Below are 22,257 nucleotides of genomic sequence, written 5' to 3' on the forward strand. Positions count from 1 at the left end.
AGTTAGTTGCCTAACTACGGATTGTGCATGATCATTCTGATCGGTCAACTGATCAACTTCTTAACTGATCAGCATTAGGCGAGCGTGCCGACTTTTTGTTTATGAAGTGACATGAGTAGCTCAGCTTCGGCTCTGGGTAATTCGCATTCACGAATTATTTCTTCTAAATCAGCGCCTAGCTCAACCATTTTAACCGCTCGCGAATAAATTTTCGCATTCGGATCATCATATTTTTGTGCATCTTGTAGCTGTTCAAGCTCTTTACTTTTTTCTTCAACAGCAACAACGCGTTTGCCAATACTCAGCATGCCGGCTCGCATTTCAGCCACTTCGCTACGTAAAATACTCAATTGCTGTTGAGCTTCTTGTAACTGTTTTTGCTTGGCTTGAATCGCCGCCGCTTGCTTATTGTTATTGACAAAAATAAGCCCCAAACAAACTAATACAAGTAAGATTGAGGCACCAAACAAAGAGTATAACAGCATATAATTTCCAAACGCTTATAGTGCGCTTAGCTCGTCCCACTCATCGTCATTTAATAATTTATTAAGATCAACCAAGATCAGTAACTCACCATCACGGTTAGATACACCTTGGATAAACTTAGCACTTTCTTCTGTGCCAATATTTGGCGCACTGTCAATTTCAGAGCTACGTAGGTAAACCACTTCTGCGACACTGTCGACTAAAATACCAATCACTTGCTTTTCAGCTTCAATGATAACGATACGAGAGTTATCAGTAACCTCAGCACCCATTAAGCCAAAACGTGCACGAGTGTCGATAACAGTAACAACATTACCACGTAGGTTAATAATACCTAATACATAAGAAGGCGCACCTGGTACAGGAGCAATTTCGGTATAGCGAAGTACTTCTTGTACTTGCATTACGTTAATGCCGTACGTTTCTTCTTCAAGTTTAAAGGTTACCCACTGTAACACTTCATCGTTGCTATCAGCGTTTTTATTTGCTGACAGTAGTCTTTCTTCACTCATGCTATTACTCCGTAAAAATAGTTACTGCTCACGGCTGTCTAAGCCCTGCTCTAGCAATTGATTTAAATTTTCAACGTCAATCAAGGCGCACATTTTCTCTTTGATAACACCTGCAAGCCAAGGCCGCTTACCTGATTTTGCTCGCCATTTTACATCTTCTTTACGAAGCGTAATATTATTTACGAGCTTTTCAGCCAATAATCCCCATTGGCTGCCACCTAAGGTGATTAAATACTGATAATCTAATGATTGTTCTAATTTTTCATCATACTTTTCTGGCATAACCCAACGTGCAGTATCAACAACATTTAGTTTTTCTTCACGGTTTAGCATTACACCTTTAAACCATTTAGGTTTACCAAATAATTGGTTAACCTCTGCCAGCTGATGAATTCCCCCTAATGCTTTTAACGGTACAGCAAGCGTTAACCCTGCAACCTCAAAGAATAATGCCTGAAATTCACCGTCAAAATAGTCTTCTTGACGATCAGACGAGGTTTTTGCAACCAGTTCAGCTTTAGGTTCTGCGACTATATCTTTGATATTAGCTTGGTTCTCGGTTTTCTCAAGCTCTTTAGTCGGTTCTGGGGGTGGTAAAACAGGTTCTGGAGTAGGCTGAACGTCTGTCAGCTTTTCTTCCGTCTTAGTTTCAGGCTCTTTAACCTGCTCCAGCAGCTTTGCGACTGGCTCAAGATTTTGGTCTGTAGGCTCATCTTCACACAACAAAGCGCCCAAATATTGGGTCATCACTTTTTCATTGGCAAATAAATGCTTACTCATCTTTAACCTTGTGCAACTAAGTAATCAAGCAGCGCACGATATGCAAAAACGCCACGCGAACGCGGGCAAAATTGAATCGGCACTTGCTGTGCTAAACTAGCATCTCTAAACTTTGTATCGACAGGCACCACGCCTGACCATACCTTATCTTTGTAATTATCCTGCAGAGTCTTGTAAGCTTCAAGTGATGCTTTAGTACGTTTATCGTACATTGTAGGAATAATTGTATATTGGTACTGTTTTGCTTGCGATGTTTGCATCAACTCCATCGTACGCATCATACGATCAAGCCCTTTTAAGGCCAGAAACTCTGTTTGTACTGGCACTAAAATTCGCTCACTAGCTGCAAGAGCATTGACCATCAAAACCCCTAAAACAGGCGGGCAATCAATAATCGCATAATCATAATGGTCGCTAATTTTGGCCAGTGCTTTTTTAAGTATTAAGCCCATGCCATTTTTATTGCCCATGCTTCTATCAAGCGTCGCGATTGCCATAGTCGCAGGTAAGATATCAAGGTTTTCAAGTGTTGATGGACATAGAGCCTGTAAAATTTCTTCACTGGCCATGTTATTACCACGCGCAAAGATATCATACACGCTAACTTCTAAGTCTTCTGAATCGATACCAAAATAATAAGTCAATGATGCATGCGGATCGGTGTCAATAAGTAACACGCGTTTACCTTGTAAAGCGAGAATACCAGCAAGGCTAACGGCTGTTGTTGTTTTCCCTACCCCACCTTTTTGATTCGCTACGGTCCAAACTTTCACATCACACCTTATTATTGTTCATTGCGCGTGGTAATCCTAATGCCACCATGTGGTAATTGAATCACTTTAATGCTGTTATCATCGCTTGGCAACTCAACTTCTGTCGTCTGTTGCGGTTGGTTTTGTGACTCTTGTTCAGTACTTTCTGGCTCTTTTGGCGGTAAACCATACTTAGACAACGCAACAACCACTTTGCGGTTTTCTGCGCGGCCTTGCTCTGTGTCATTACTTGCGAAGGGCGAATACTGTCCGTAACCTTCAATAGCCATTCGCGCCGGGTTAATGCCCAAGCTCTCAAGCTCAACCAGTACGGATGTAGCCCGCGCTACAGATAGCTCCCAGTTTGAGCGAAACATCTCATTACGAATACCTTCGTTATCGGTATAACCACGCACGCGTATGTAGTTATCAACCGGCGCGATAATATCTTTCACTAAACCAACAACTTGCTTGGCACGCTGCTGTGCAACAGCACTGCCCGATGAAAATAACATCCCTGAACTTAATTCGATGATAAGCCAATCTTGGTGAAGCTCTAAACTCGCTTCGCCATCACGAATTTCATCAATAAGCGCAGACTGTAATTTAGTAAGTAAGCTGTCGAGAGGCTTGCCGAAATGTTTTTTCTCAATATTGCTGGTTTCGCTTTGTCCATCGAGTAATTCAGGACCCTGCTCATCTTTACGAATGCTCTCACCGTATAGAATGTCGTTCTCAGAGCTGACTCTGTCAGTTAATATGCCTGTGCCGTTAACCCCCGTGCCAACCTGTTGTTGCTGACGAGCTGACTTTTCGAACACCTGCTCCAGTGAGTCTGAGAGAATCTGAAAGTCTTCATTTTTACTAATTGCGATAGCATACATGACCACAAAAAAAGCAAACATGATGGTCATGTAATCGGCATAAGAGACAAGCCAGCGTTCAGTATGTTGGTTTTTTGACGTGTTATGACGCAGACGACGGCGCATCATAATAAATTACTCGTCAACTAAGCTTGGGCGCTCTACACGGTACGCCTCAAGCTTTAGTTCGATATTTAGTGGGCTTTCACCTTGCGAAATAGCAATAATACCTTCAGCAAGTAGTTCATGATACAGCATTTTTTGCTCAACTTGCTGCTTAAGTTTATTCGCCATTGGCAAGAATAATAAGTTAGCTAAACCAACACCGTAAATAGTAGCGATAAACGCAGTAGCGACACCAGCACCCAGTTTTTCTGGATCGGTGATAAATTGCATAGCCTGAATCAAACCGAGTACTGCACCTAGAATACCAATTGTAGGGCTATAACCGCCCATGGCTTCGTAAACTCGGCTTACCTCGAGTAAGCGCTCGCGTTCAAGCATTAAATCAATTTCAAGGGTATCTCTAAGCTTTTGCTCATCAATCCCATCAACAAGTAGACTCAAGCCCTTTGCCGCATACGGGTCTGAATGCGACAGCGCTTCAGACTCAAGGGCTAAGTAGCCTTCTTGGCGTGCTTTGTGTGACCAACGCTTAACTTGTTCAATGGCTGCATCAATATCGTGATATGGCGGAATGAACACCCAATGACTGATCTTAAGCGTTTTAGTAAAAACACTTGCAGGGGTTTGCAGCATCACAGCCCCAAGCGTACCACCTAGTACGATGATAAGCGCAGGACCATTAAACAGTGCAGAAACAACCCCGCCCTCTAATGCATAACCAAAGGCGATGGCACTTATCGCGACAATTAAGCCAAGAAAAGATAGCTTATCCACAACCAGTCTCACGCGTTAGGCGAGCTGCAACATCAGTGAGTGCTAAGCTCTCGCTCGCCAGCCCCGCATTTGCAACAGCTTGTGGCATACCATACACCACACTGGTTTTTTCATCTTGCGCCCAAATAGTAGCACCGACTTGCTTAAGCATACGCGCACCATCACGGCCATCTGCGCCCATGCCCGTTAAAACTACAGCTAGCACATCACCACCAAAGGTTTTTGCAGCACTAGCAAAGGTCACGTCAACGCTCGGTTTGTAAGTAATACGCGGACTGTCGTCTTCAAACACACGCAGTGTGCGAGAGCCGCCTCGTCCTTCTATTAGCATTTGTTGACCACCAGGCGCTAAATAAGCGGTACCAGGCACTAAACGGTCACCATTTTGCGCTTCTTTCACATTGATTCTGCATAAGCCATTAAGGCGTGCAGCAAAAGCAGGTGTAAACGCAGCTGGCATATGCTGAATAAGCAAAATTGGATGCGGAAAGTTAGCTGGCAGCTGAGTTAAAATTGTTTGTAGCGCTACAGGCCCACCGGTTGATGTGCCAATAGCAACTAACTGATATTGCTTGCCCGAAGCGCGAATATTACTCGTACTCGAAGACGATGCGGCAGGCGAACTAGCAGGAGCTGGACGGCTAAAGCTGCGATCAGGTTGAACAATACCGCTACTCGTACTTGCAGCGTTACTGCTCCTTGGTGCAGGAGCCGGAGTTGGTCGCGAAATAGGTGCTGGGCGCGAAAAATGAGAAAGGCGACGGCGACCAATTTCTTTTACTTTATTTTGCAAAAGTGCGATTGCATCTTCATTGTTGCGTGCAATGTCTTCAAATTTTTTCGGTAAAAAATCTAACGCCCCAGCATCCAGTGCATCTAGGGTTGCGGTTGCACCATCACGAGTGAGTGATGAGAACATTAAAATAGGAGTTGGTGTTGCTGCCATTATTTCTTTTACGGCACTAATGCCATCAAGAACCGGCATTTCAACATCCATAGTAATTACATCAGGTTTTAGTTCACGGGCTTTATCTACCGCTTCACGACCGTTTACGGCAAAACCTATCACTTGAATATTGCTGTCTTGCTCTAAAATTTCGCTGACACGGCGACGAAAAAAGCTTGAATCATCAACAACTAATACTTTGACTGCCATTGGCACTCTCTTGTTTTATATCATTCAAAGTGCAGCTAAATACTGCACTTTATTATTTATTATTTATTATTAGCCAACGTAGTGTTTAAGCATGCTAGGTACGTCGAGGATCAGTGCAATCCCACCATCAGAAGTAATTGTCGCACCTGCCATGCCTGGTGTACCTTGCAATAAGGCATCTAAAGGTTTAATAACAACTTCCTCTTGACCAATTAACGAGTCAACAACAAAGCCCACTTGTTTAGTGCCTATTTGCACAATAACCACGTGACCTTCTGCTTTACGCTCTTGGGGGTTGGCGCCTTTTACTAACCAATGTTGTAAATAGAAAAGCGGGATCGCTTTTTCACGTACAATAATTGTCAGTTGGCCATCAACTACGTTAGTTTTAGTTAAATCAAGGTGGAAAATTTCGCTAACACCAGCAAGTGGTAATGCGAAGGTTTGCTCACCCACAACAACCATTAAGGTCGGTAAGATAGCAAGTGTTAATGGCACCTTGATTTCAAGTGCAGTACCTACACCCAGCTCAGACTGAATATTAACCGAGCCATTTAACTGAGTGATTTTAGTTTTAACAACATCCATGCCGACACCACGGCCTGAGATGTCAGAGATTTCTTCTTTGGTTGAGAAACCTGGTGCAAAGATAAGATTGTATGCTTCGGTATCCGACAAGCGACTTGCTTGGTCGTGATCGATCACACCTTTGCTAATTGCGATTTTTTTCAGTTTCTCAGCATCCATACCTGCACCATCATCACGAATGGTTAGTAGGATGTGATCACCTTCTTGTGATGCCGAAAGCGTTACGGTACCTGTACGCGGTTTACCTGCGGCTTCACGCACGTCTGGCATTTCAATACCATGGTCAACAGAGTTACGCACTAAGTGCACCAATGGATCAGCAAGTGCTTCAACAAGATTTTTATCTAAATCGGTTTCTTCACCAACTAGCTGCAGATTAATATCTTTTTTCAAGCTACGGGCTAGGTCACGAACAACCCGCGGGAAACGGCCGAATACTTTCTTGATTGGCTGCATACGGGTTTTCATTACCGCGCCTTGCAAGTCTGCGGTTACCACATCTAGATTAGAGATGGCTTTACCCATTGACTCGCTATTGCTGTTATTGGCAAGGCTCACCAAGCGGTTTCGGACCAATACCAGCTCACCCACCATGTTCATGATTTCATCGAGACGTTTAGTATCAACACGTACCGTTGTTTCTGCCTGTGGTGGTGGCGCTTTTTTCGGTGCAGCAGAAGCTGCAGGCGATTTTTCTGGTGCTTTTGCAGGAGCTGGAGCCGGTTTAGGCGCTGCGGCAGCAGGTTTAGGCGCAGATGCCGGTTTTGATGCTGCAGGCTGTGCTGGTTTTGCAGGTTCTGCTTTTGGTGGTTCAGGCGCTTTTTCTGGCGCAGCCGTTTCTAAAGACTGAGGAGCAGTACCTTTACCGTGTAATTCATCAAGCAGCGCTTCAAACTCGTCATCGCTAATTTCATCGTCTGAGTCATTGCTTGCAGGTTCTGCTACAGGCGCCTGAGGAGCTGGCTGTGCAGGTTTTGCTGCTTCAGGCTGAGCAGGAGTATCTTGTTTTACTTCACCAAAGTTACCAACGCCATGCAGTTCGTCTAATAAGCTGTCAAATTCATCATCGGTAATATCGTCACTATCATTGCTTACAGTATCTGCAACAGGTGCTGCTGGGCCTTGGCCTTTACCATGAAGTTCATCTAATAGGCTTTCAAATTCGTCTTCGGTGATTTCGTCAATATTTTGAGGCTCAGCGCTGCTATCTGCAAGACCGCCGCCATCAAATAACATATCGAATGCAAATGGGTCATCTTCATCGATATTGTCTGTTGTTTCTGCAGTGACTTCAGGCGTATCAACAGCTGGCTCTTCAACTGCAGGTTCTTCAGGTGCAACTGCAACATCCTCTGCTACAGATAAATCTTCACCTGCAAGCTCTTCTGCAGTCGGTGGCTGACTTAATTTATGAAGGACTTCTAATAGGGCTGGATCTGCAGGCTCTGGCTGTTCGCGATTTTGAATCGTAGCGAACATTTCGTTGATAGTGTCGAGAGCCTGTAAAATTACGTCCATTAGTTCTGGTGTTACACTGCGCAGACCTTGGCGTAATAAATCGAAAACATTCTCTGCACCATGACACGCATCTACAAGTTCAGTCATACTTAAGAAGCCTGCACCACCTTTAACAGTATGGAAGCCTCTAAAAATGGCGTTTAATAGATCTTTGTCTTCTGGGTTGTTTTCAAGCTCGACTAATTGCTCTGACAAAAGCTCTAAGATTTCTCCTGCTTCAACAAGGAAATCCTGTAATATATCTTCATCGACTTCAAAGCTCATGCAGCTACTCTCCTCTTAGAAGCCCAGACTTGATAATAGATCATCGACTTCATCTTGTCCTGAGACAACATCATCGCGAGACTCTTTATCAATAATTGGCCCTTCAGGACCTGCTAGTGTGTCACTTGTTGCAGGTGCTTTTTCTATGGCCTGTTTTTCTTGTTGTTGATGACCATCTTCTTGACTGCCAAACACAGTTAAGAGATTAATTAAACTGTCTTCTACCTCTCGCACCAACTCAATAACACGGCGAATAACTTGTCCGGTTAAATCCTGATAATCCTGCGCCATCAGCACATTAGTCATCAAACCTTGGAGCTCATCGGTTTTGGTATGCGAGTTATTCATGAACTTATCTAAGCTATGACATAACGATTTAAATTCACCGAGTTCAATTTCTCGGTTCATTAAACGATCCCACGTAGGTTTGATTGCGGCAATTTCATCAGCAAGTTGTTGCGCTATTGGTAAACTTGCTTCAACCGCATCCATGGTTTTATTGGCGGCGCTTTCTGTCATTTCCATAACATAATTTAAGCGCTGCTTAGCGTCTGGGATCGCTTCGGTAGTTAAATCAGTGAGACGAGTATCTAGGTCAAAGTTTTTTAATGCTTCATGAAGCTGACGCGTCAATTTGCCGACTTCAGCAAACAACTCTGATTGTTCTTTTGATGCAGCGTCAAGAATGAGCTTATCCGCTTTTTCTTGTTCACCATTTTCAAGATACTCAACAAGTTGACGAGCTTGCTCTAAACTTATTTGAGGCGCAGCAAGTGCTGACATAAGCCTCTCCCCTTAGATTAACCTAGACGTTCAAACACTTTTTCCAATTTGGTTTTAAGTGTCGCAGCAGTGAATGGTTTAACGATATAGCCATTTACACCTGCTTGAGCAGCAGCAACAATTTGTTCTTTTTTCGCTTCAGCTGTCACCATTAAAACAGGAATATGCTTAAGGCTATCATCAGCACGAATTGCACGTAACAAATCAATACCTTGCATACCAGGCATGTTCCAATCTGTTACAACAAAATCAAATTCTTGATTTTGTAGCATTGGCAATGCTGTTGAACCGTCGTCAGCTTCCTGCACATTGGTAAAACCTAAATCCCTTAATAGATTTTTAATGATACGTCTCATTGTAGAAAAATCATCAACAACAAGAATTTTCATGTTTTTATCCAAAACATCCTCCGGTGAGGTTTGAACCTTTATTTACTTACTACTAATTAATCCAGTCATTGATTTTTGCTTTGAGCTTAATCATCGCCTGACCATGTATTTGACTCACACGCGACTCGCTAACATCGAGTATGTGTCCTATTTCTTTTAAGTTCATTTCGTCGTTGTAGTACAAAGACAAAACGAGAGCATCTCTTTCTGGTAACGATTGGATAGCCGTTAATAGAGACTGGTTAAACCGCTCATTTTTAACGTTATTAAACGGTTTGTCTAGTCCTAAATCCTGACCTACTGGTGTGATGACGTCTTCATCTACACCTAAATCTTCAATACCTAATACTTTACTCGAATTTACATCATGTAGAATATGATGGTACTCATCTAGCGTAATATCAAGTTTTTCAGCGACTTCAGTATCTTTGGGCTCACGATTTAAAGAGCTTTCTAATTCGGCAATGGTTTCAGCCACAAGGCGGGCATTTCGGTGAACAGAGCGTGGCGCCCAGTCACCTCTACGAATTTCGTCTAACATCGCACCACGAATACGAATTCCAGCGAAGGTTTCGAAACTAGCACCTTTGCTAGCATCAAAGTTTTTTGACGCTTCAATTAGGCCTATCATGCCTGATTGAATTAAATCATCGAGTTGCACACTGGCAGGTAAACGAGCAATTAGATGGCATGCCACTTTTTTGACTAAAGAGGCATGTTTTTCGACAATCGCATTTAAATTCTGTGCTGATTGATATCCCATCGCTTTATTCACCGATGTTGTCATAGTTAGCCGTTTACTAGTTTTTCAATAAAAAATTCTAAATGGCCAGACGGTTGATTAGGGATCGGCCACTTAACTGCTTTTGTTGCTAATGTTTTAAACGCCACCGCTGCCGGAGAGTTCGGGAATAATTCAACAATCACCTTTTGACGTCGCGTAGATTTACGCATGTTCTCGTCATAAGGAATGGTTGCTACCAACTCCATTGAAACATCTAAAAAACGATCCGTTACTTTTGAAAGCTTAGCAAATAATTCTTGCCCTTCACGCAAACTGCGCACCATATTGGCAACAATTTTAAATTTATATACGCCATGCTCACGGCTAAGCACTTTAATAAGTGCGTAAGCATCAGTAATTGAGGTAGGTTCATCGCATACAACCACAACAACGTCTTGGGCTGCACGAGAAAAGCTTAATACCATGTCAGAAATACCTGCGGCGGTATCAACAATTAATATATCAAACTCGGTGTTTAACTCGCTAAAAGCGCGAATAAGGCCTGCATGCTCAGATGGCGTTAATTCAACCATACTTTGTGAACCAGACGTCGCTGGTACAATTTTGATGCCCGCAGGGCCTTCAACAAGAATTTCGTCAAGCTCACACTCGCCTGACAAAACATGAGATAAATTACGTTCAACACGAAGGCCAAGCATTACGTCACAGTTTGCCAAACCTAAATCGGCATCTAATACTAATACACGATTTCCTTGCTGACCTAATGCGATTGCGGTATTGAGTGAAACGTTGGTTTTACCCACTCCACCTTTACCGCCAGTAACAGCGATAACTTTAACGCCACTATTATTATTTTGATTCATTTTGCGCAGGCCGCTTGCTTGATCTAATACTGTGTTAATCATACATCCCTACTGTGTTCGACGCTACTGCTTGACGTCTTGAATGTTGTGCTTTTGCTCGTTTTAAATACAATTGTTCAGCTTTTTTCACTAGTTTTTCAGCATTCGCTACGCGAATATCCTCAGGAACGCGCTGACCGTTAGTAAGATACCCTATTGGCAGGCGATTTTGAATCGCTATGCTAATAATCTCACCTAAACTTAAAGATTCATCCAATTTAGTGAAGATACAGCCACTTAGGTGAACCTTTTTAAAGTGTCTTACGGTTTCTTGCAACACATTTATCTGTGCTGTAGCACTTAATACTAAATAACTACGAATATCAACACGCTGATTACGCATTAGGGTATTTAACTGCTCAGTTAAACGTAAATCACGTTGGCTCATACCCGCTGTGTCTATTAATACTAGACGCTTATTACGTAAATGGTATAACACTTCAGCTAATTCATTCGCATCTTTTACCTGCTTAACACCACAGCCAATAATACGACCATAAGTAGCCAATTGTTCGTAGGCACCAATTCTGTAGGTATCAGTGGTGATCAACGCCACTTTATCTGCACCATATTTTTGTGCACCCAGTGCAGCTAATTTTGCAACTGTGGTTGTTTTACCAACGCCTGTTGGACCCACTAATGCGAATACACCACCTTGACGCAGGATTTCGTTATTCGTTGTATGCATTTGGTTTTCAACCATTTGCAGAAGTGCTTGCCACGCTTGTTGACGTGATACGTCGTCAGGAATGAAACACGCCATTTGCTCAGCAACATCACGTTCAATGCCCATACCTGCTAAGCGGTCAATCATACATGCACGAGTCGGATCGCGGCGCGCCATATCTTGTTGCATTAGGCCAGATACTTGGTGTTCAAGTAATTGACGAATCGCATTCATTTCTTCGCGCATGGTCGTCATTTCTGATTGATTCGCAGGTGCTGAGTTTTTGTGCTCGGCTGGTGAATCTAAATCATCAAAACCAGAATCTAAGTCGTCATCAAAACCTAAGCTATGTGCTTGAGTTTGTACACGAGGTGCTGCTTGCTGTTGATAACGAGGAGCTTGCTTATATTCAGGCTGTTGCTGCTCAAAGCTTGGCTCTTTTGGTTGATAGTGTTCACTCGTATCAATACCAGATTGACTAAACATTGACGCAAGCTCTGGCGAACGAGGGCGTGGGGCTTGACGCTCAAGTAACGCTTGTAGGCTATCAGCAACTTTCGCTTGCGGCTCAGGTTTAGCACGCATTGGCTCAGGTTTAACAAAGTTATGCTGTGGAGCAGGTGCTGATTGTGCCACGGCTGGTTTAGCTTCGGCTTTCGGGGCTGCTTTGTCGTAATCAACAGCTGCAACGATTTCAACGCCGTTAGCAAGCTTTTTGTTCGACATAATAACCGCATCAACACCTAGTTCATCTTTCACTTCTTTCAGTGCTGTGCGCATATCTTTAGCAAAAAAACGTTTAATTTTCATGGTTCAACCCCTTTACTATCCTATTGTTGGCCTACTGAGCTGACAATCTTAATCTGTCTTTCGTCTGGTACCTCTTGGTAAGACATCACCCTTAAACCTGGGATGGTGTACTTAACGAAGCGAGATAACACAGTTCTTAACATTCCTGACGTTAATAGTATCGAAGGTTCACCGGCCATTTCTTGGTTTTGATGCGCTTCATTCAATGATTGTTGAAGTCGCTCTGCAAGGCTTGGCTCTATTCCGGCACCTTCGTCACCTGCATTCTGAAGTGACTGATGCAACATCTGTTCCAACTCAGGCGCCAAGGTTATGACAGGGATCTCAGAAGACATACCAACAGCGTCTTGAACAATCAATCTGCGCAGTGAAATTCGCACTGCAGCCGTTAGCACATCAGGGTCTTGGCTACGTGGACCATATTCAACAAGGGTTTGAACAATCGAGCGCATATCGCGAATTGCCACCCCTTCATTGAGTAAGTTTTGTAGCACTTTTACGATAGTAGTGAGAGGTAATACGTCAGGAACCAGTCCTTCAACAAGACGTGGATGACTCTTCGCTAACATATCTAGTAAGTTTTGTACTTCTTCATGACCAAGTAGTAAAGCAGCACTGTTAGTAAGTAACTGGCTGATATGAGTTGCAACCACAGTTGCTGAATCAACCACGGTATAGCCAAGTGATTGCGCTTCATCTTTTTGATCAGGTTTGATCCACACCGCATCTAATCCGAATGCTGGGTCTTTTGTGGCAACTCCTTTGATTGGACCAAATACTTGGCCTGGATTAATCGCTAACTCATCACCATGCTTAAGCTCACCCTCACCGCTCGATACACCCATCATAGTAATTCTGTAAGCGTTAGGGTCGAGTTCTAAGTTATCGCGAATATGCACAGGAGGTACCAAGAAACCAAGTTCCTGAGAAAGTTTCTTACGCACACCTTTAATACGATTTAACAGTTCACCACCTTGCGATTGGTCAACAAGTGGAATCAATCGATATCCCACTTCTAAGCCAATAACATCAACTTGCTGAACGTCATCCCAACCCAGTTCTTTTTGTTCTTGTTTATTGGCAACGCCTGTACCTGGTGCACCACCATTTGCTTCTTGCTCTGCTTTTTCGGCTTCTGCTTTGGCTTTTTGTTGTTGTGTGAAATAAGCAAGGTAACCGAGTAATGCACCTAAGCTTAAAAATGCAATATGCGGCATACCTGGTACAAGACCCATGATGATCAAAATACCCGATGCGATATAAAGTGATTTTTCGTTACCTAGCTGTGTCTTAACTTGATCGCCCATATTGTGCGATTCATTTTGACGGGTAACAACGATTGCGGTACCAATAGACAGTAATAGTGAAGGTAGCTGTGCAACTAGACCATCACCAATAGTTAGCAAGGTATACACTTCCATCGCACGGCTGAACGATAAATCATGTTGGATCATACCAACAAATAAACCACCAACGATATTAATCACGAGAATAACGATACCCGCTATCGCATCGCCTTTTACGAACTTACTTGCACCATCCATTGAACCATAGAAATCGGCTTCACGAGTAACTTCTTCACGACGTTCTCGGGCTTGTTCTGCACTGATGAAACCGGCGTTTAAGTCAGCATCAATCGCCATTTGTTTACCTGGCATTGCATCAAGAGTAAAGCGAGCTGATACTTCAGAAATACGGCCAGCACCTTTGGTGATAACCACAAAGTTAATAATGATTAAAATTAGGAAGACCACTAAACCAACTGCATAGTTACCGCCGATAACCACCGAGCCAAAGGCCTCGATAACTTTACCGGCTGCATCTCCACCGTTATGACCTTCTAGCAATACCACACGGGTACTGGCGACATTCAGTGCTAAGCGCATGATGGTTGCAATTAGTAGAACCGCAGGGAACATACCAAATTCAAGTGGTTTCATGGTGTAAACAGTAACTAGTAACACCACCAGTGCTAACGCGATATTAAACGAAAATAGAATATCTAAAAGAAATGGCGGCAGGGGTAAAATCACCATGCCCAGCGCAGCAAGTACCATTAACGGCGTGCCGATACCCTTCGCATACTCTTTTTTATCTCTGTTAAGTTGTTGTAATACCGCTTTAAATTCCATAATTCAACAATTTCAAAAAATTGACACTACACGGAATTTGCAATAACTATTCCAAGTTATATAGCTACTTTCTAATATTTGTAAGCATCGGGTATTGGGAGCTTTTTATTAAGTGGTACAGGACGTTTACCGCGCCCTTTTTGGAAGCGTTTTAACTGGAAAACATAAGCTAGCACTTGCGCAACGGCAGTGAATAGCTGATCGGGTATTTGATTGCCCACATCGGTGGTGTGATACAGCGCACGTGTAAGCATTGGTGATTCAACAATTGGCACGTCATTACCCTTGCCTACTTTACGAATTTGCATAGCAAGCTCGTCCACGCCTTTGGCAAGAACAATAGGCGCACCCGCTTTAGCTGTATCGTATTTTAGTGCTACAGCATAATGGGTCGGGTTGGTTACGATCACATCGGCATCAGGCACGTCTTGCATCATACGCCTTTGCGACATTTCACGCTGAGTACGACGAATACGCGCTTTTATTTGCGGATCACCCTCAGAGTTTTTGTATTCGTCTTTCACCTCTTGTAGAGTCATTTTAAGCTCTTTGTGGTGCTTATGACTCTGAAAAGGAGCATCAATTGCAGCAATGAGTATTAAAGTACAGGTTAAGCCTAAAAACATCCAAGCGAGAATTTCAAGCGCGTGAATGATATTTCCAGGTGCACTTTCAATACTTAAATGTAATATTTCATCAAAGAAGGTATTAATTAAAAACACCGCAAAGCCAGCAACCACAGCAAATTTTAAAATAGACTTAACTAGCTCTACTCCTGCTTGAGGGCCAAGCATACGTTTAATACCTTTAGCCGGCGACATCTTACTTGCTTTTGGTGCTGCCGCTTGCCAACTAAAGTTAAAACCCCCCAGTAAAGTGTTCCCAACAAAAGCGGCTATCACGATGATCAACACAAACATTGCCATAGGAAATAACAACGCATCCGCAACAATTCCCCACACTGAAAACATTTTAGTGGTGTCGTAGGTTTCATTACGATTAAGGCTTAATAAGCGCCCCATCACATTATAAAGACCTTTGCCAATTTCAGGACCATAAAGTAATAGTGATACTGCCGAGAAGATAAGCACAAACATGGTACCTAGCTCTTTTGAGCGGGCAACCTGGCCTTTTTTCTTGGCGTCGTCTATTTTCTTCCCGGTGGGTTCTTCGGTTTTTTCTTGACCAGAATCTTCAGCCATGGCGTGCTCCTAAGGTGTACAACCAACAAGGCTGCACATTAACTCAACCATTTTTAACCACTGAAACTCAAATTGAGTCATGAAATTACCTAACGTCGCCCATATAATTACAAGACCAGCCACTAAGGTAAACGGAAAACCTATCGAAAAAATATTTAACTGCGGTGCAGCACGGGTCATTACACCAAACGACATATTAATAACCAACATAGCTGTCAGTGGCGCTAAAGCAAGCACCAAGGCTGTAGTAAACATCCAGCCGCCCCAAGTAACGATATCCCAGTAATGATCAACCGCCCACCAATTGCCATCAATTGGCAGTACTTCAAAGCTATGAATGACCATTTGAATCATCATTAAATGACCATTAAAAACGAAAAATAGTAAGGTAGCCAAGATTAAATAAAACTGGCCTACAGCGGGGACACTTAGGCCATTAGATGGATCAACGACGGACGCAAAACCAAGACCGGTTTGCATCGCGAGTATTTGCCCAGCAAGAATAAAGGTATTTAGTAATAGGATTGAAGCAAAGCCTATCGCCACACCAATAAGCATTTGTTGAATGACTACGAGAATCATTTCAAAGGAGAATAGGTTATTAAAAGTCGCAGGGGGCAGCATAGGAACGGCAACAAAGGTGACAACCACAGCTAAGCCGAGTTTAATTCGTGTCGGTACATTCTTGGCACCAAGACCTGCCATGATCATAATCATTGAGCTAATACGCACTAATGGCAGCAAAAAGTCACTGAGCCATTGAATAATGACCGCAAATGGAAATTCCATTTAGCCCGCTATCTCCGGTATAGACATCACTAAGCGGTTAAAAAAATCCATAAGTTCTTGCGTGAACCAATGGCCACCTAATATCAATGCACTTATGGTAATTAGCAAACGAGGTAAAAAGCTTAATGTTTGCTCATTGATAGATGTTGCCGCTTGGAAAACAGCAACAACAAGACCAACCAATAAGCCAGGTACCACGATTGCCGACACTAACTTTATGACTAAAAACAGTGCGTCACTGAGTATATCGACAAAAATTTCTGGTTCCATTTTGTCTCCCCTACCTAATTATGTGTCTTGAATTGCATTGTTACACCCCGAGCCCAAAGCTCTTCGCCAGTGTGCCCATCACAAGGCCCCAGCCATCTACTAATACAAACAGCATGATTTTAAACGGTAAAGATACAATCATCGGCGAAAGCATCATCATACCCATGGCCATTAATACGGAGGCCACTACTAAATCCACAATCAAAAAGGGAATGAAAAACATAAAACCAATGATAAAGGCCGTTTGCAATTCACTGGTAACAAACGCGGGGATCAATACAATCAACGGCGTGTCTTCTGGCGAATCTAATTGCTCATAACCCGCTATTTTCGCAAAGGTCTCTAAATCTTTTATACGAACTTGCGAGAGCATAAACGCTTTCATTGGCTCTTTGGCAAGTTCTAATGCTTGCACTGAGGTAACTTGTTCATTCAAGTACGGCTCAATGGCACGCTCATTCACCTGCTGATAAATTGGCGCCATAATAAAAATACTCAAAAACAGCGACATGCCTAACAAAATTTGATTCGATGGTGTTTGTTGTAAGCCTATTGCTTGGCGTAATATCGCCAGAACCACAATAATCCGTGTAAATGAAGTCATCATAATGACCGCTGCCGGAATAAAACTCAGCGCCGTCATAATCGCTAACACTTGTAGCGTCACGGAGTAATCTTGAGAGCCATCAGGGTTGGTGGTAATGGTCAGTGCTTCTATGCCTTCAGCGTTAACCGACGGCAAAAACAACACACTTGCTAAAATAAGTATCCACTTGATCATAGCGTTAATTCTTTTTATTTGAAGGTGATTGTGGGTTCAGCAACTTACCAAATTTTTTGGCAAGTTCTGGCAGTTCTTTTTCTTGTAATGGTGTTTCTAGTTTATGCAGGTAGTTAATACTATGCGGGGTCACACCAATTAAGTGCTGAGCGTTATCGATTTCAATGACCATCAAGCGCTCACGAGAGCCTAAAGGCAAACTGCGCACTACTTTAAATTCATCACTATTAGCAAGATTTGGATTTAGTTTTTTAACCAAAAAAGCCAAAGCAATAATAACCACCAGCACTAAAAGCAAAGACATCACCATAGACAGTAAATCTGCCGTCGGTGATGCCGTAGGAAATGCAGTGCTCGACGCACTTGTTAAAGCGACTAAAGCATTCATCGTAACTTTTTAATACGCTCAACTTGGCTGATAACGTCCGTTAAACGAATACCGAACTTATCGTTTACGACAACCACCTCACCATGCGCAATCAGGGTGCCATTAACCAATACATCAAGTGGCTCACCAGCGACTCGGTCTAGTTCTACCACTGAACCTTGGTTAAGCTGTAATAAGTTACGAATGTTGATTTTTGAACGACCCACTTCCATCGAAATAGTAACTGGAATGTCCAAGATGGTATCAAGTTTACGTTTTTCGTCGCCAGACAGCTCATGTCTTTCATCTTTTAACTCATCAAGCTCCGCTACAGCAGCATCACCTGAGCCACCCTCAGCTTCTTCAGCTTCGGCTAGTGCCGCAGCCCATTCGTCCATTGTATCTTGATCATCACTCATTATGTTTAACCTTATAAATCGACTACCAGTCTAAATCTACACCTTCAGATAGATGTAGATCTTCTTCTAGTTCTGCTAATTCTGCATCTGAATCCAGTTTTTTGCCACCTTTTGTGAACACATGTAGTTCTGACTTAACTGATTCAGGGCGTTTAATTTTTTCGCTAATTTGTAGTGCCACATTGTCACGAGAGCGGCCCATTTTCGCTCTAAAGGTCGGCAATTCTTCTACAAATACGGTGATATGTTCTGGCATTTCAACAGGGATAATATCGCCAGCTTTAAGCTCCATAATCTGTTGTAGCGTTAGATCAACCTCAAGCAATTGAGTCGATAAATCGACCTCAACATCCATGATCTCATCACGTAATGCTTTACTCCAACGTAAGTCAGTGTCTTCGGTGTCTGATTGCACACCGGCATCGAGTAATTCACGGATTGGCTCAAGCATCGAATAAGGTAATGCGATATGGAAATCACCGCCACCACCATCTAGCTCAATATGGAAAGAGCTAATAACAACCACTTCAGTTGGACTTACGATGTTAGCCATCGCTGGGTTAACTTCTGAGTCAAGGTACTCAAAAGACACATCCATTACCGGCGCCCATGCTTCTTTATAATCTTCGAAGATGATTTTAAGCAGCATTTGAACAATACGGCGTTCTGTTGGGGTAAATTCACGGCCTTCTATTTTTGCATGATAGCGGCCATCACCACCAAAAAAGTTATCCACTAAAATGAATACTAATCGGGCTTCCATGGTAATTAGGCCGGTGCCCTTCAACGGACGAAAACGTACCATGTTCAAACTAGTTGGCACGAATAAGGTATGAATATATTCGCCAAATTTAATCATTTGTACGCCGTTAATCGACACCTCAGCGGTGCGGCGCATCATGTTAAATAGGCTAATTCGCATATGACGGGCAAAACGTTCATTCACGATCTCCAAGGTCGGCATACGACCCCGAACAATACGATCTTGTGATGAGAAGTCATACTGTAAGGTATTACTGTCTAAGTCATCACCTTCGTGAATATCTTCCTCTTCGACTTCATCAACGCCATGTAAGAGCGCATCAATTTCGTCTTGAGATAATAAATCGCTCACGCTGACCCCTTATTGCATCACAAAGCCGGTAAATAATACCCGCTCTATCACTTTGCTACCTTCAACATCACTTAATGCTGATTGTACTTTTTCAAGTGCAGCAACACGTACTGACTCTTTACCTTCACTGGTACCTAATTCATCTGCGGTCGTTGTTGAAAGAACGCCAAGTAAGGTACTTTCGATAAGTGGAATATGCTTTTTGGCAGTTTCTTCGTTCACTTCACCGCGAACAAGTAGCTGAACTTTTATTTGTACAATTCGGTCGCGACTAGCACCGGGTACATTAAATACAAATGGGCGTGGCATTGCGACATACAGAGCCGAACCAATCTGTGTGGAGCTCGATGGTGCAGCAGCCTCTGTCACTGTGGTTTCATCTGCTAGGCTTTCTTCAGGGGCATCATCACCCATAAATAAAAAGTAACCCGCAGCAGCACCAGCAATCAACACTACAGCTGCAATGATGATAATCAGCTTCTTTTTGCCTTTACCCGTATCTTCTATTTCTAAATTTGCTTCTTCGGCCATTGTCACTTCCCTCAAAGTTACAGCAAGCTGTTTCTCGCGCTGTAACTATTTTATTTCTTATAATAGCAGGACTTATGCATAGTAATCTATTGATGATGAAGATTGTTGTCGAGAAGTTTCTGCGCTTTGTGCTGTTACTTCTGGCTGCTGCTCCTCAGCTTGTTGATTTCCAGCAAGCTGACCTTGCCCAGACTGCTCTTGTTGTTGCTCTGGGCTACCTTGCTGGATACTACTTTCACCAAGTTCAATACCTTGCTGTGCAAGCATTTCTCGTAAACGTGGCATCGATTGCTCTAAAGCTTCTTTAGCCTGCTGATTTTGAACAACAAAATTAATTTGAGCTTGCTCCGCATCGCTACGTATACGAATTTGCATACTGCCCATTTCTGGCGGATCTAAGCGAATTTCAGCTTCTTTATTATTAATATTTAGTAACGCGCTAACTCGCTCTTGAAGCATCTTTGCAGCATCACTTTTTATGATATTAATCGCTTGCATTACACCAGGGTCAACATTCACCGATTTAGATTGAGTCTGAGTTTGCGCAGTTGTTTGTGTATGCATTGTTTGTACGTCTAGTGCTTGCTCATATTGCTGATGAGCCATCTCATAGGCACCTGGTTGTGTTGTTGCATTTGCTTGAGTCGTTAGCTGAGTAAATAATTGAGCTACACGCACAGTAACAGTTTCCTGTGTACGTTCTGTATTAATTTTTGTATCAAGCTCTGTGGTTACTTCTTCACTAGCAACTACTTTTGTCACATCGGCTGTAATTTGCGCGGTATTATTTGGTTTCGCTTTATTATTTTCAACATTAACTGTTGCTGCGGTTACTGGCATCGCAGTACTGGCTGTTGCAGGGGCATTTATAGCCTCTGTCAGCACAGTTTGAGCTGCAGCTAATTTTTCGTACTGAGCAGTGCCCGGCGTTAACGTTTGCAGCTGAGTGTTCACTTTGTTTAACAATGCTTGCTGCTCATCCTTAGTCAGCGCCGTGATTTGCTTTTCTACACCTGTAGGTAATTTGTTATCGAGAGCCTTATTGTCAGCTAATTTAGCATCTTGTTTTGCCTGGCTTTCTTCAGCAATGTCTTGCTCTACAGCAAGTTGTGATACAGGACTCTGTGCAGCTTGCGTTGTAGGCTTACTACTGTTCACATCAGTCAATAGCAACTTGATTGTTGCCACCTCATCAGCACCGAGCTTATTATCAGCTTTAAGTTGATTTATTTGTTGCTCAAGTTGCTTTTGTTGCTCAGAGGTTAGCGATAAACCTTTAGCGAACTCACTTACAGCCTGCCCATCGCCACTTTGTACTTTGGCCAGCAAGCTAACGATTGACTTATCTGTTACTGGTTTATCTAAAACTGGTTTTTCTGTTACGGCTTGATCAATTTTGGCAGCTGCGTCAGCTGGTTTATCTGCCATTTTTGCCGTGCCAGCTTCAATGTTTTTAGCAATGCTTTGCTCAGCACTGAAATTTGCTGCCGTTTTGTCAGTGTAGCTTTGTGTTTGTTTTGAATTAACTTCAGCTGTTTTTGTATCTACTTGAGCATCGCTATTTAAATCTGCAACCACCTTATTTAAAACAGTTTTACTTGTCTCATTTGCCCCAAGTTCTTTGCCTTCAGATGTTTTTGTAGCGTCTGAATTCACAGCCTGTTTCTGAGCGCTATTTAACAGAGCGTCTACATCAACTGTGGTTTCTTTGTTGTCAGTTGCTTGTGTTGAACTGGCAAAGTTAGCTACTTGAGGCTTTGTATCAGGTGTATTAACAGCTGAAACACCCTGCTTTTCTTTGTCTGTTAATGGACCATCAACAATCGGAGTCACGCTATCTTTTGGTGGTAAATCGCCAATCGCTTTTAGCTGGCTATCTACCGCTGTCGCAACTTTAGACTTATGTAATAAGCTTGCTATTGAACTGTCGCCTTCAGCGTCGGCTTTTGAATCATCGGTTTGTGCAACGTCTGTCATCGGTGAAGGTATAACAGGTGTAATGGTATCGATTGGGGTTGGTTTTTTATCAACAACTACTGGGCTAAAGTCATTATTTTCAATCAATTTATTAACACGTGTACTCATAGCTTGAGCTGCATTAATTTGCGAAAGCAGTGAGTTTTCTTCATCTTCTACAAGTGCAAGTTCATCGCTTGGCTCTTTAGTTACAGCTTCATTACGAATATCTGGACTTGTTTTAGATTGCTGCTGTGTAGACGTGGTAGCAGTTGCAACTTTAGCATCAGCAGTTGTGTTTTCATCACCTAATTTGGCATCTGATTTAGGCTCTTCAGAAATACTGATAGCTTTAGTTTCATCAACAGAATGAGTATCTGCATCATTTTTTGTTTGAGGGGTGGTATTTGCTTGCGCGTTTGCCGCTTCACTTGCTTCTGTAAGTGAAGTTAAAAAACTTAAGCCCGATGCTTTGTCGCTAGACTCTGAGTCTTTGCCTGAAAAACCAGTACCTTGCTCAGTTTTAACCTGCAAATTGATATCACTGATCGCCATAATTCACCTAAAACTAAAGAGGCAAT

23 protein-coding genes are annotated in these 22,257 nt (G+C 42.8%); all 23 read right to left on the reverse strand.

Translation table 11 applies throughout. The features are described 5' to 3' along the window. Window positions 1–74: 74 nt before the first annotated feature. The 23 genes from HUS62_RS19135 to HUS62_RS19245 all read right to left on the reverse strand — a co-directional run bounded on the left by HUS62_RS19135 (window position 75) and on the right by HUS62_RS19245 (window position 22,231). The gene (locus HUS62_RS19135) at window positions 75–485 is read right to left on the reverse strand and encodes a DUF2802 domain-containing protein (RefSeq protein ID WP_175080816.1); all 411 of its coding nucleotides are present in this window, start codon (window positions 483–485) and stop codon (window positions 75–77) included. Window positions 486–500: 15 nt separating this feature from the next. Continuing rightward, complete coding sequence (locus HUS62_RS19140; protein WP_054553251.1) at window positions 501–998, reverse strand: chemotaxis protein CheW; 498 nt, start codon at window positions 996–998, stop codon at window positions 501–503. Window positions 999–1,019: 21 nt separating this feature from the next. Continuing rightward, on the reverse strand, window positions 1,020–1,778 hold the full coding sequence (locus HUS62_RS19145; protein WP_175080817.1) for a chemotaxis protein CheW: 759 nt from the start codon (window positions 1,776–1,778) through the stop codon (window positions 1,020–1,022). A gap of 2 nt (window positions 1,779–1,780) precedes the next feature. After that, on the reverse strand, window positions 1,781–2,551 hold the full coding sequence (locus tag HUS62_RS19150) for a ParA family protein (RefSeq protein WP_054562168.1): 771 nt from the start codon (window positions 2,549–2,551) through the stop codon (window positions 1,781–1,783). Window positions 2,552–2,562: 11 nt separating this feature from the next. Beyond that, the gene (locus HUS62_RS19155; RefSeq protein WP_175080818.1) at window positions 2,563–3,522 is read right to left on the reverse strand and encodes a flagellar motor protein MotB; all 960 of its coding nucleotides are present in this window, start codon (window positions 3,520–3,522) and stop codon (window positions 2,563–2,565) included. A 6-nt stretch (window positions 3,523–3,528) separates the two neighbouring features. Further along, window positions 3,529–4,293 carry a flagellar motor protein gene (locus HUS62_RS19160; protein WP_175080819.1) on the reverse strand — a complete coding sequence of 255 codons (765 nt, stop codon included), beginning with the start codon at window positions 4,291–4,293 and terminating at the stop codon, window positions 3,529–3,531. Beyond that, on the reverse strand, window positions 4,286–5,449 hold the full coding sequence (locus HUS62_RS19165) for a chemotaxis response regulator protein-glutamate methylesterase (protein ID WP_175080820.1): 1,164 nt from the start codon (window positions 5,447–5,449) through the stop codon (window positions 4,286–4,288). Before HUS62_RS19165 ends, HUS62_RS19160 begins: the two co-directional genes overlap by 8 nt. A gap of 69 nt (window positions 5,450–5,518) precedes the next feature. After that, window positions 5,519–7,819 (reverse strand): chemotaxis protein CheA, encoded by a 2,301-nt coding sequence (locus HUS62_RS19170; protein WP_175080821.1) that lies wholly within the window; start codon window positions 7,817–7,819, stop codon window positions 5,519–5,521. Between the two features lie 15 nt (window positions 7,820–7,834). Continuing rightward, window positions 7,835–8,602 (reverse strand): protein phosphatase CheZ, encoded by a 768-nt coding sequence (locus HUS62_RS19175; RefSeq protein ID WP_130166643.1) that lies wholly within the window; start codon window positions 8,600–8,602, stop codon window positions 7,835–7,837. Window positions 8,603–8,619: 17 nt separating this feature from the next. Then, window positions 8,620–9,003 (reverse strand): chemotaxis response regulator CheY, encoded by a 384-nt coding sequence (gene cheY / locus HUS62_RS19180; protein ID WP_016708035.1) that lies wholly within the window; start codon window positions 9,001–9,003, stop codon window positions 8,620–8,622. A gap of 40 nt (window positions 9,004–9,043) precedes the next feature. Continuing rightward, window positions 9,044–9,754 carry an RNA polymerase sigma factor FliA gene (locus HUS62_RS19185; RefSeq protein ID WP_175080836.1) on the reverse strand — a complete coding sequence of 237 codons (711 nt, stop codon included), beginning with the start codon at window positions 9,752–9,754 and terminating at the stop codon, window positions 9,044–9,046. Window positions 9,755–9,780: 26 nt separating this feature from the next. After that, entirely contained in the window at window positions 9,781–10,641 is an 861-nt protein-coding gene (locus tag HUS62_RS19190) for a MinD/ParA family protein (RefSeq protein ID WP_054553259.1), read from the reverse strand. Further along, window positions 10,634–12,115, reverse strand: coding sequence for a flagellar biosynthesis protein FlhF (gene flhF, locus HUS62_RS19195; protein ID WP_055020706.1), 1,482 nt, complete (start codon window positions 12,113–12,115; stop codon window positions 10,634–10,636). Before flhF ends, HUS62_RS19190 begins: the two co-directional genes overlap by 8 nt. Before the next feature lie 20 nt (window positions 12,116–12,135). Further along, window positions 12,136–14,247, reverse strand: coding sequence for a flagellar biosynthesis protein FlhA (flhA, locus tag HUS62_RS19200; RefSeq protein WP_130052063.1), 2,112 nt, complete (start codon window positions 14,245–14,247; stop codon window positions 12,136–12,138). A 71-nt stretch (window positions 14,248–14,318) separates the two neighbouring features. Further along, on the reverse strand, window positions 14,319–15,449 hold the full coding sequence (gene flhB, locus HUS62_RS19205) for a flagellar biosynthesis protein FlhB (RefSeq protein WP_175080822.1): 1,131 nt from the start codon (window positions 15,447–15,449) through the stop codon (window positions 14,319–14,321). 9 nt (window positions 15,450–15,458) lie between these two features. Continuing rightward, window positions 15,459–16,238: a flagellar biosynthetic protein FliR gene (gene fliR, locus HUS62_RS19210; protein WP_175080823.1), complete on the reverse strand. Its 780-nt coding sequence runs from the start codon at window positions 16,236–16,238 to the stop codon at window positions 15,459–15,461. Next, entirely contained in the window at window positions 16,239–16,508 is a 270-nt protein-coding gene (fliQ, locus tag HUS62_RS19215) for a flagellar biosynthesis protein FliQ (RefSeq protein WP_175080824.1), read from the reverse strand. A 40-nt stretch (window positions 16,509–16,548) separates the two neighbouring features. After that, window positions 16,549–17,289, reverse strand: coding sequence for a flagellar type III secretion system pore protein FliP (fliP, locus tag HUS62_RS19220; protein WP_175080825.1), 741 nt, complete (start codon window positions 17,287–17,289; stop codon window positions 16,549–16,551). Window positions 17,290–17,293: 4 nt separating this feature from the next. Next, window positions 17,294–17,677 carry a flagellar biosynthetic protein FliO gene (fliO, locus tag HUS62_RS19225; RefSeq protein WP_054553266.1) on the reverse strand — a complete coding sequence of 128 codons (384 nt, stop codon included), beginning with the start codon at window positions 17,675–17,677 and terminating at the stop codon, window positions 17,294–17,296. Then, on the reverse strand, window positions 17,674–18,075 hold the full coding sequence (gene fliN / locus HUS62_RS19230; RefSeq protein WP_054553267.1) for a flagellar motor switch protein FliN: 402 nt from the start codon (window positions 18,073–18,075) through the stop codon (window positions 17,674–17,676). The genes fliO and fliN overlap by 4 nt, the downstream gene beginning before the upstream one ends. Window positions 18,076–18,097: 22 nt before the next feature. After that, entirely contained in the window at window positions 18,098–19,189 is a 1,092-nt protein-coding gene (gene fliM, locus HUS62_RS19235) for a flagellar motor switch protein FliM (RefSeq protein ID WP_054553268.1), read from the reverse strand. Between the two features lie 9 nt (window positions 19,190–19,198). Beyond that, window positions 19,199–19,720, reverse strand: a complete 522-nt coding sequence (gene fliL, locus HUS62_RS19240) for a flagellar basal body-associated protein FliL (RefSeq protein WP_175080826.1) — start codon at window positions 19,718–19,720, stop codon at window positions 19,199–19,201. Between the two features lie 72 nt (window positions 19,721–19,792). After that, entirely contained in the window at window positions 19,793–22,231 is a 2,439-nt protein-coding gene (locus tag HUS62_RS19245) for a flagellar hook-length control protein FliK (protein WP_175080827.1), read from the reverse strand. Window positions 22,232–22,257 lie beyond the last annotated feature (26 nt).

Origin of the sequence: Pseudoalteromonas sp. 0303, from assembly GCF_013349995.1 — a bacterium.
Taxonomy (GTDB): Bacteria; Pseudomonadota; Gammaproteobacteria; order Enterobacterales; family Alteromonadaceae; genus Pseudoalteromonas.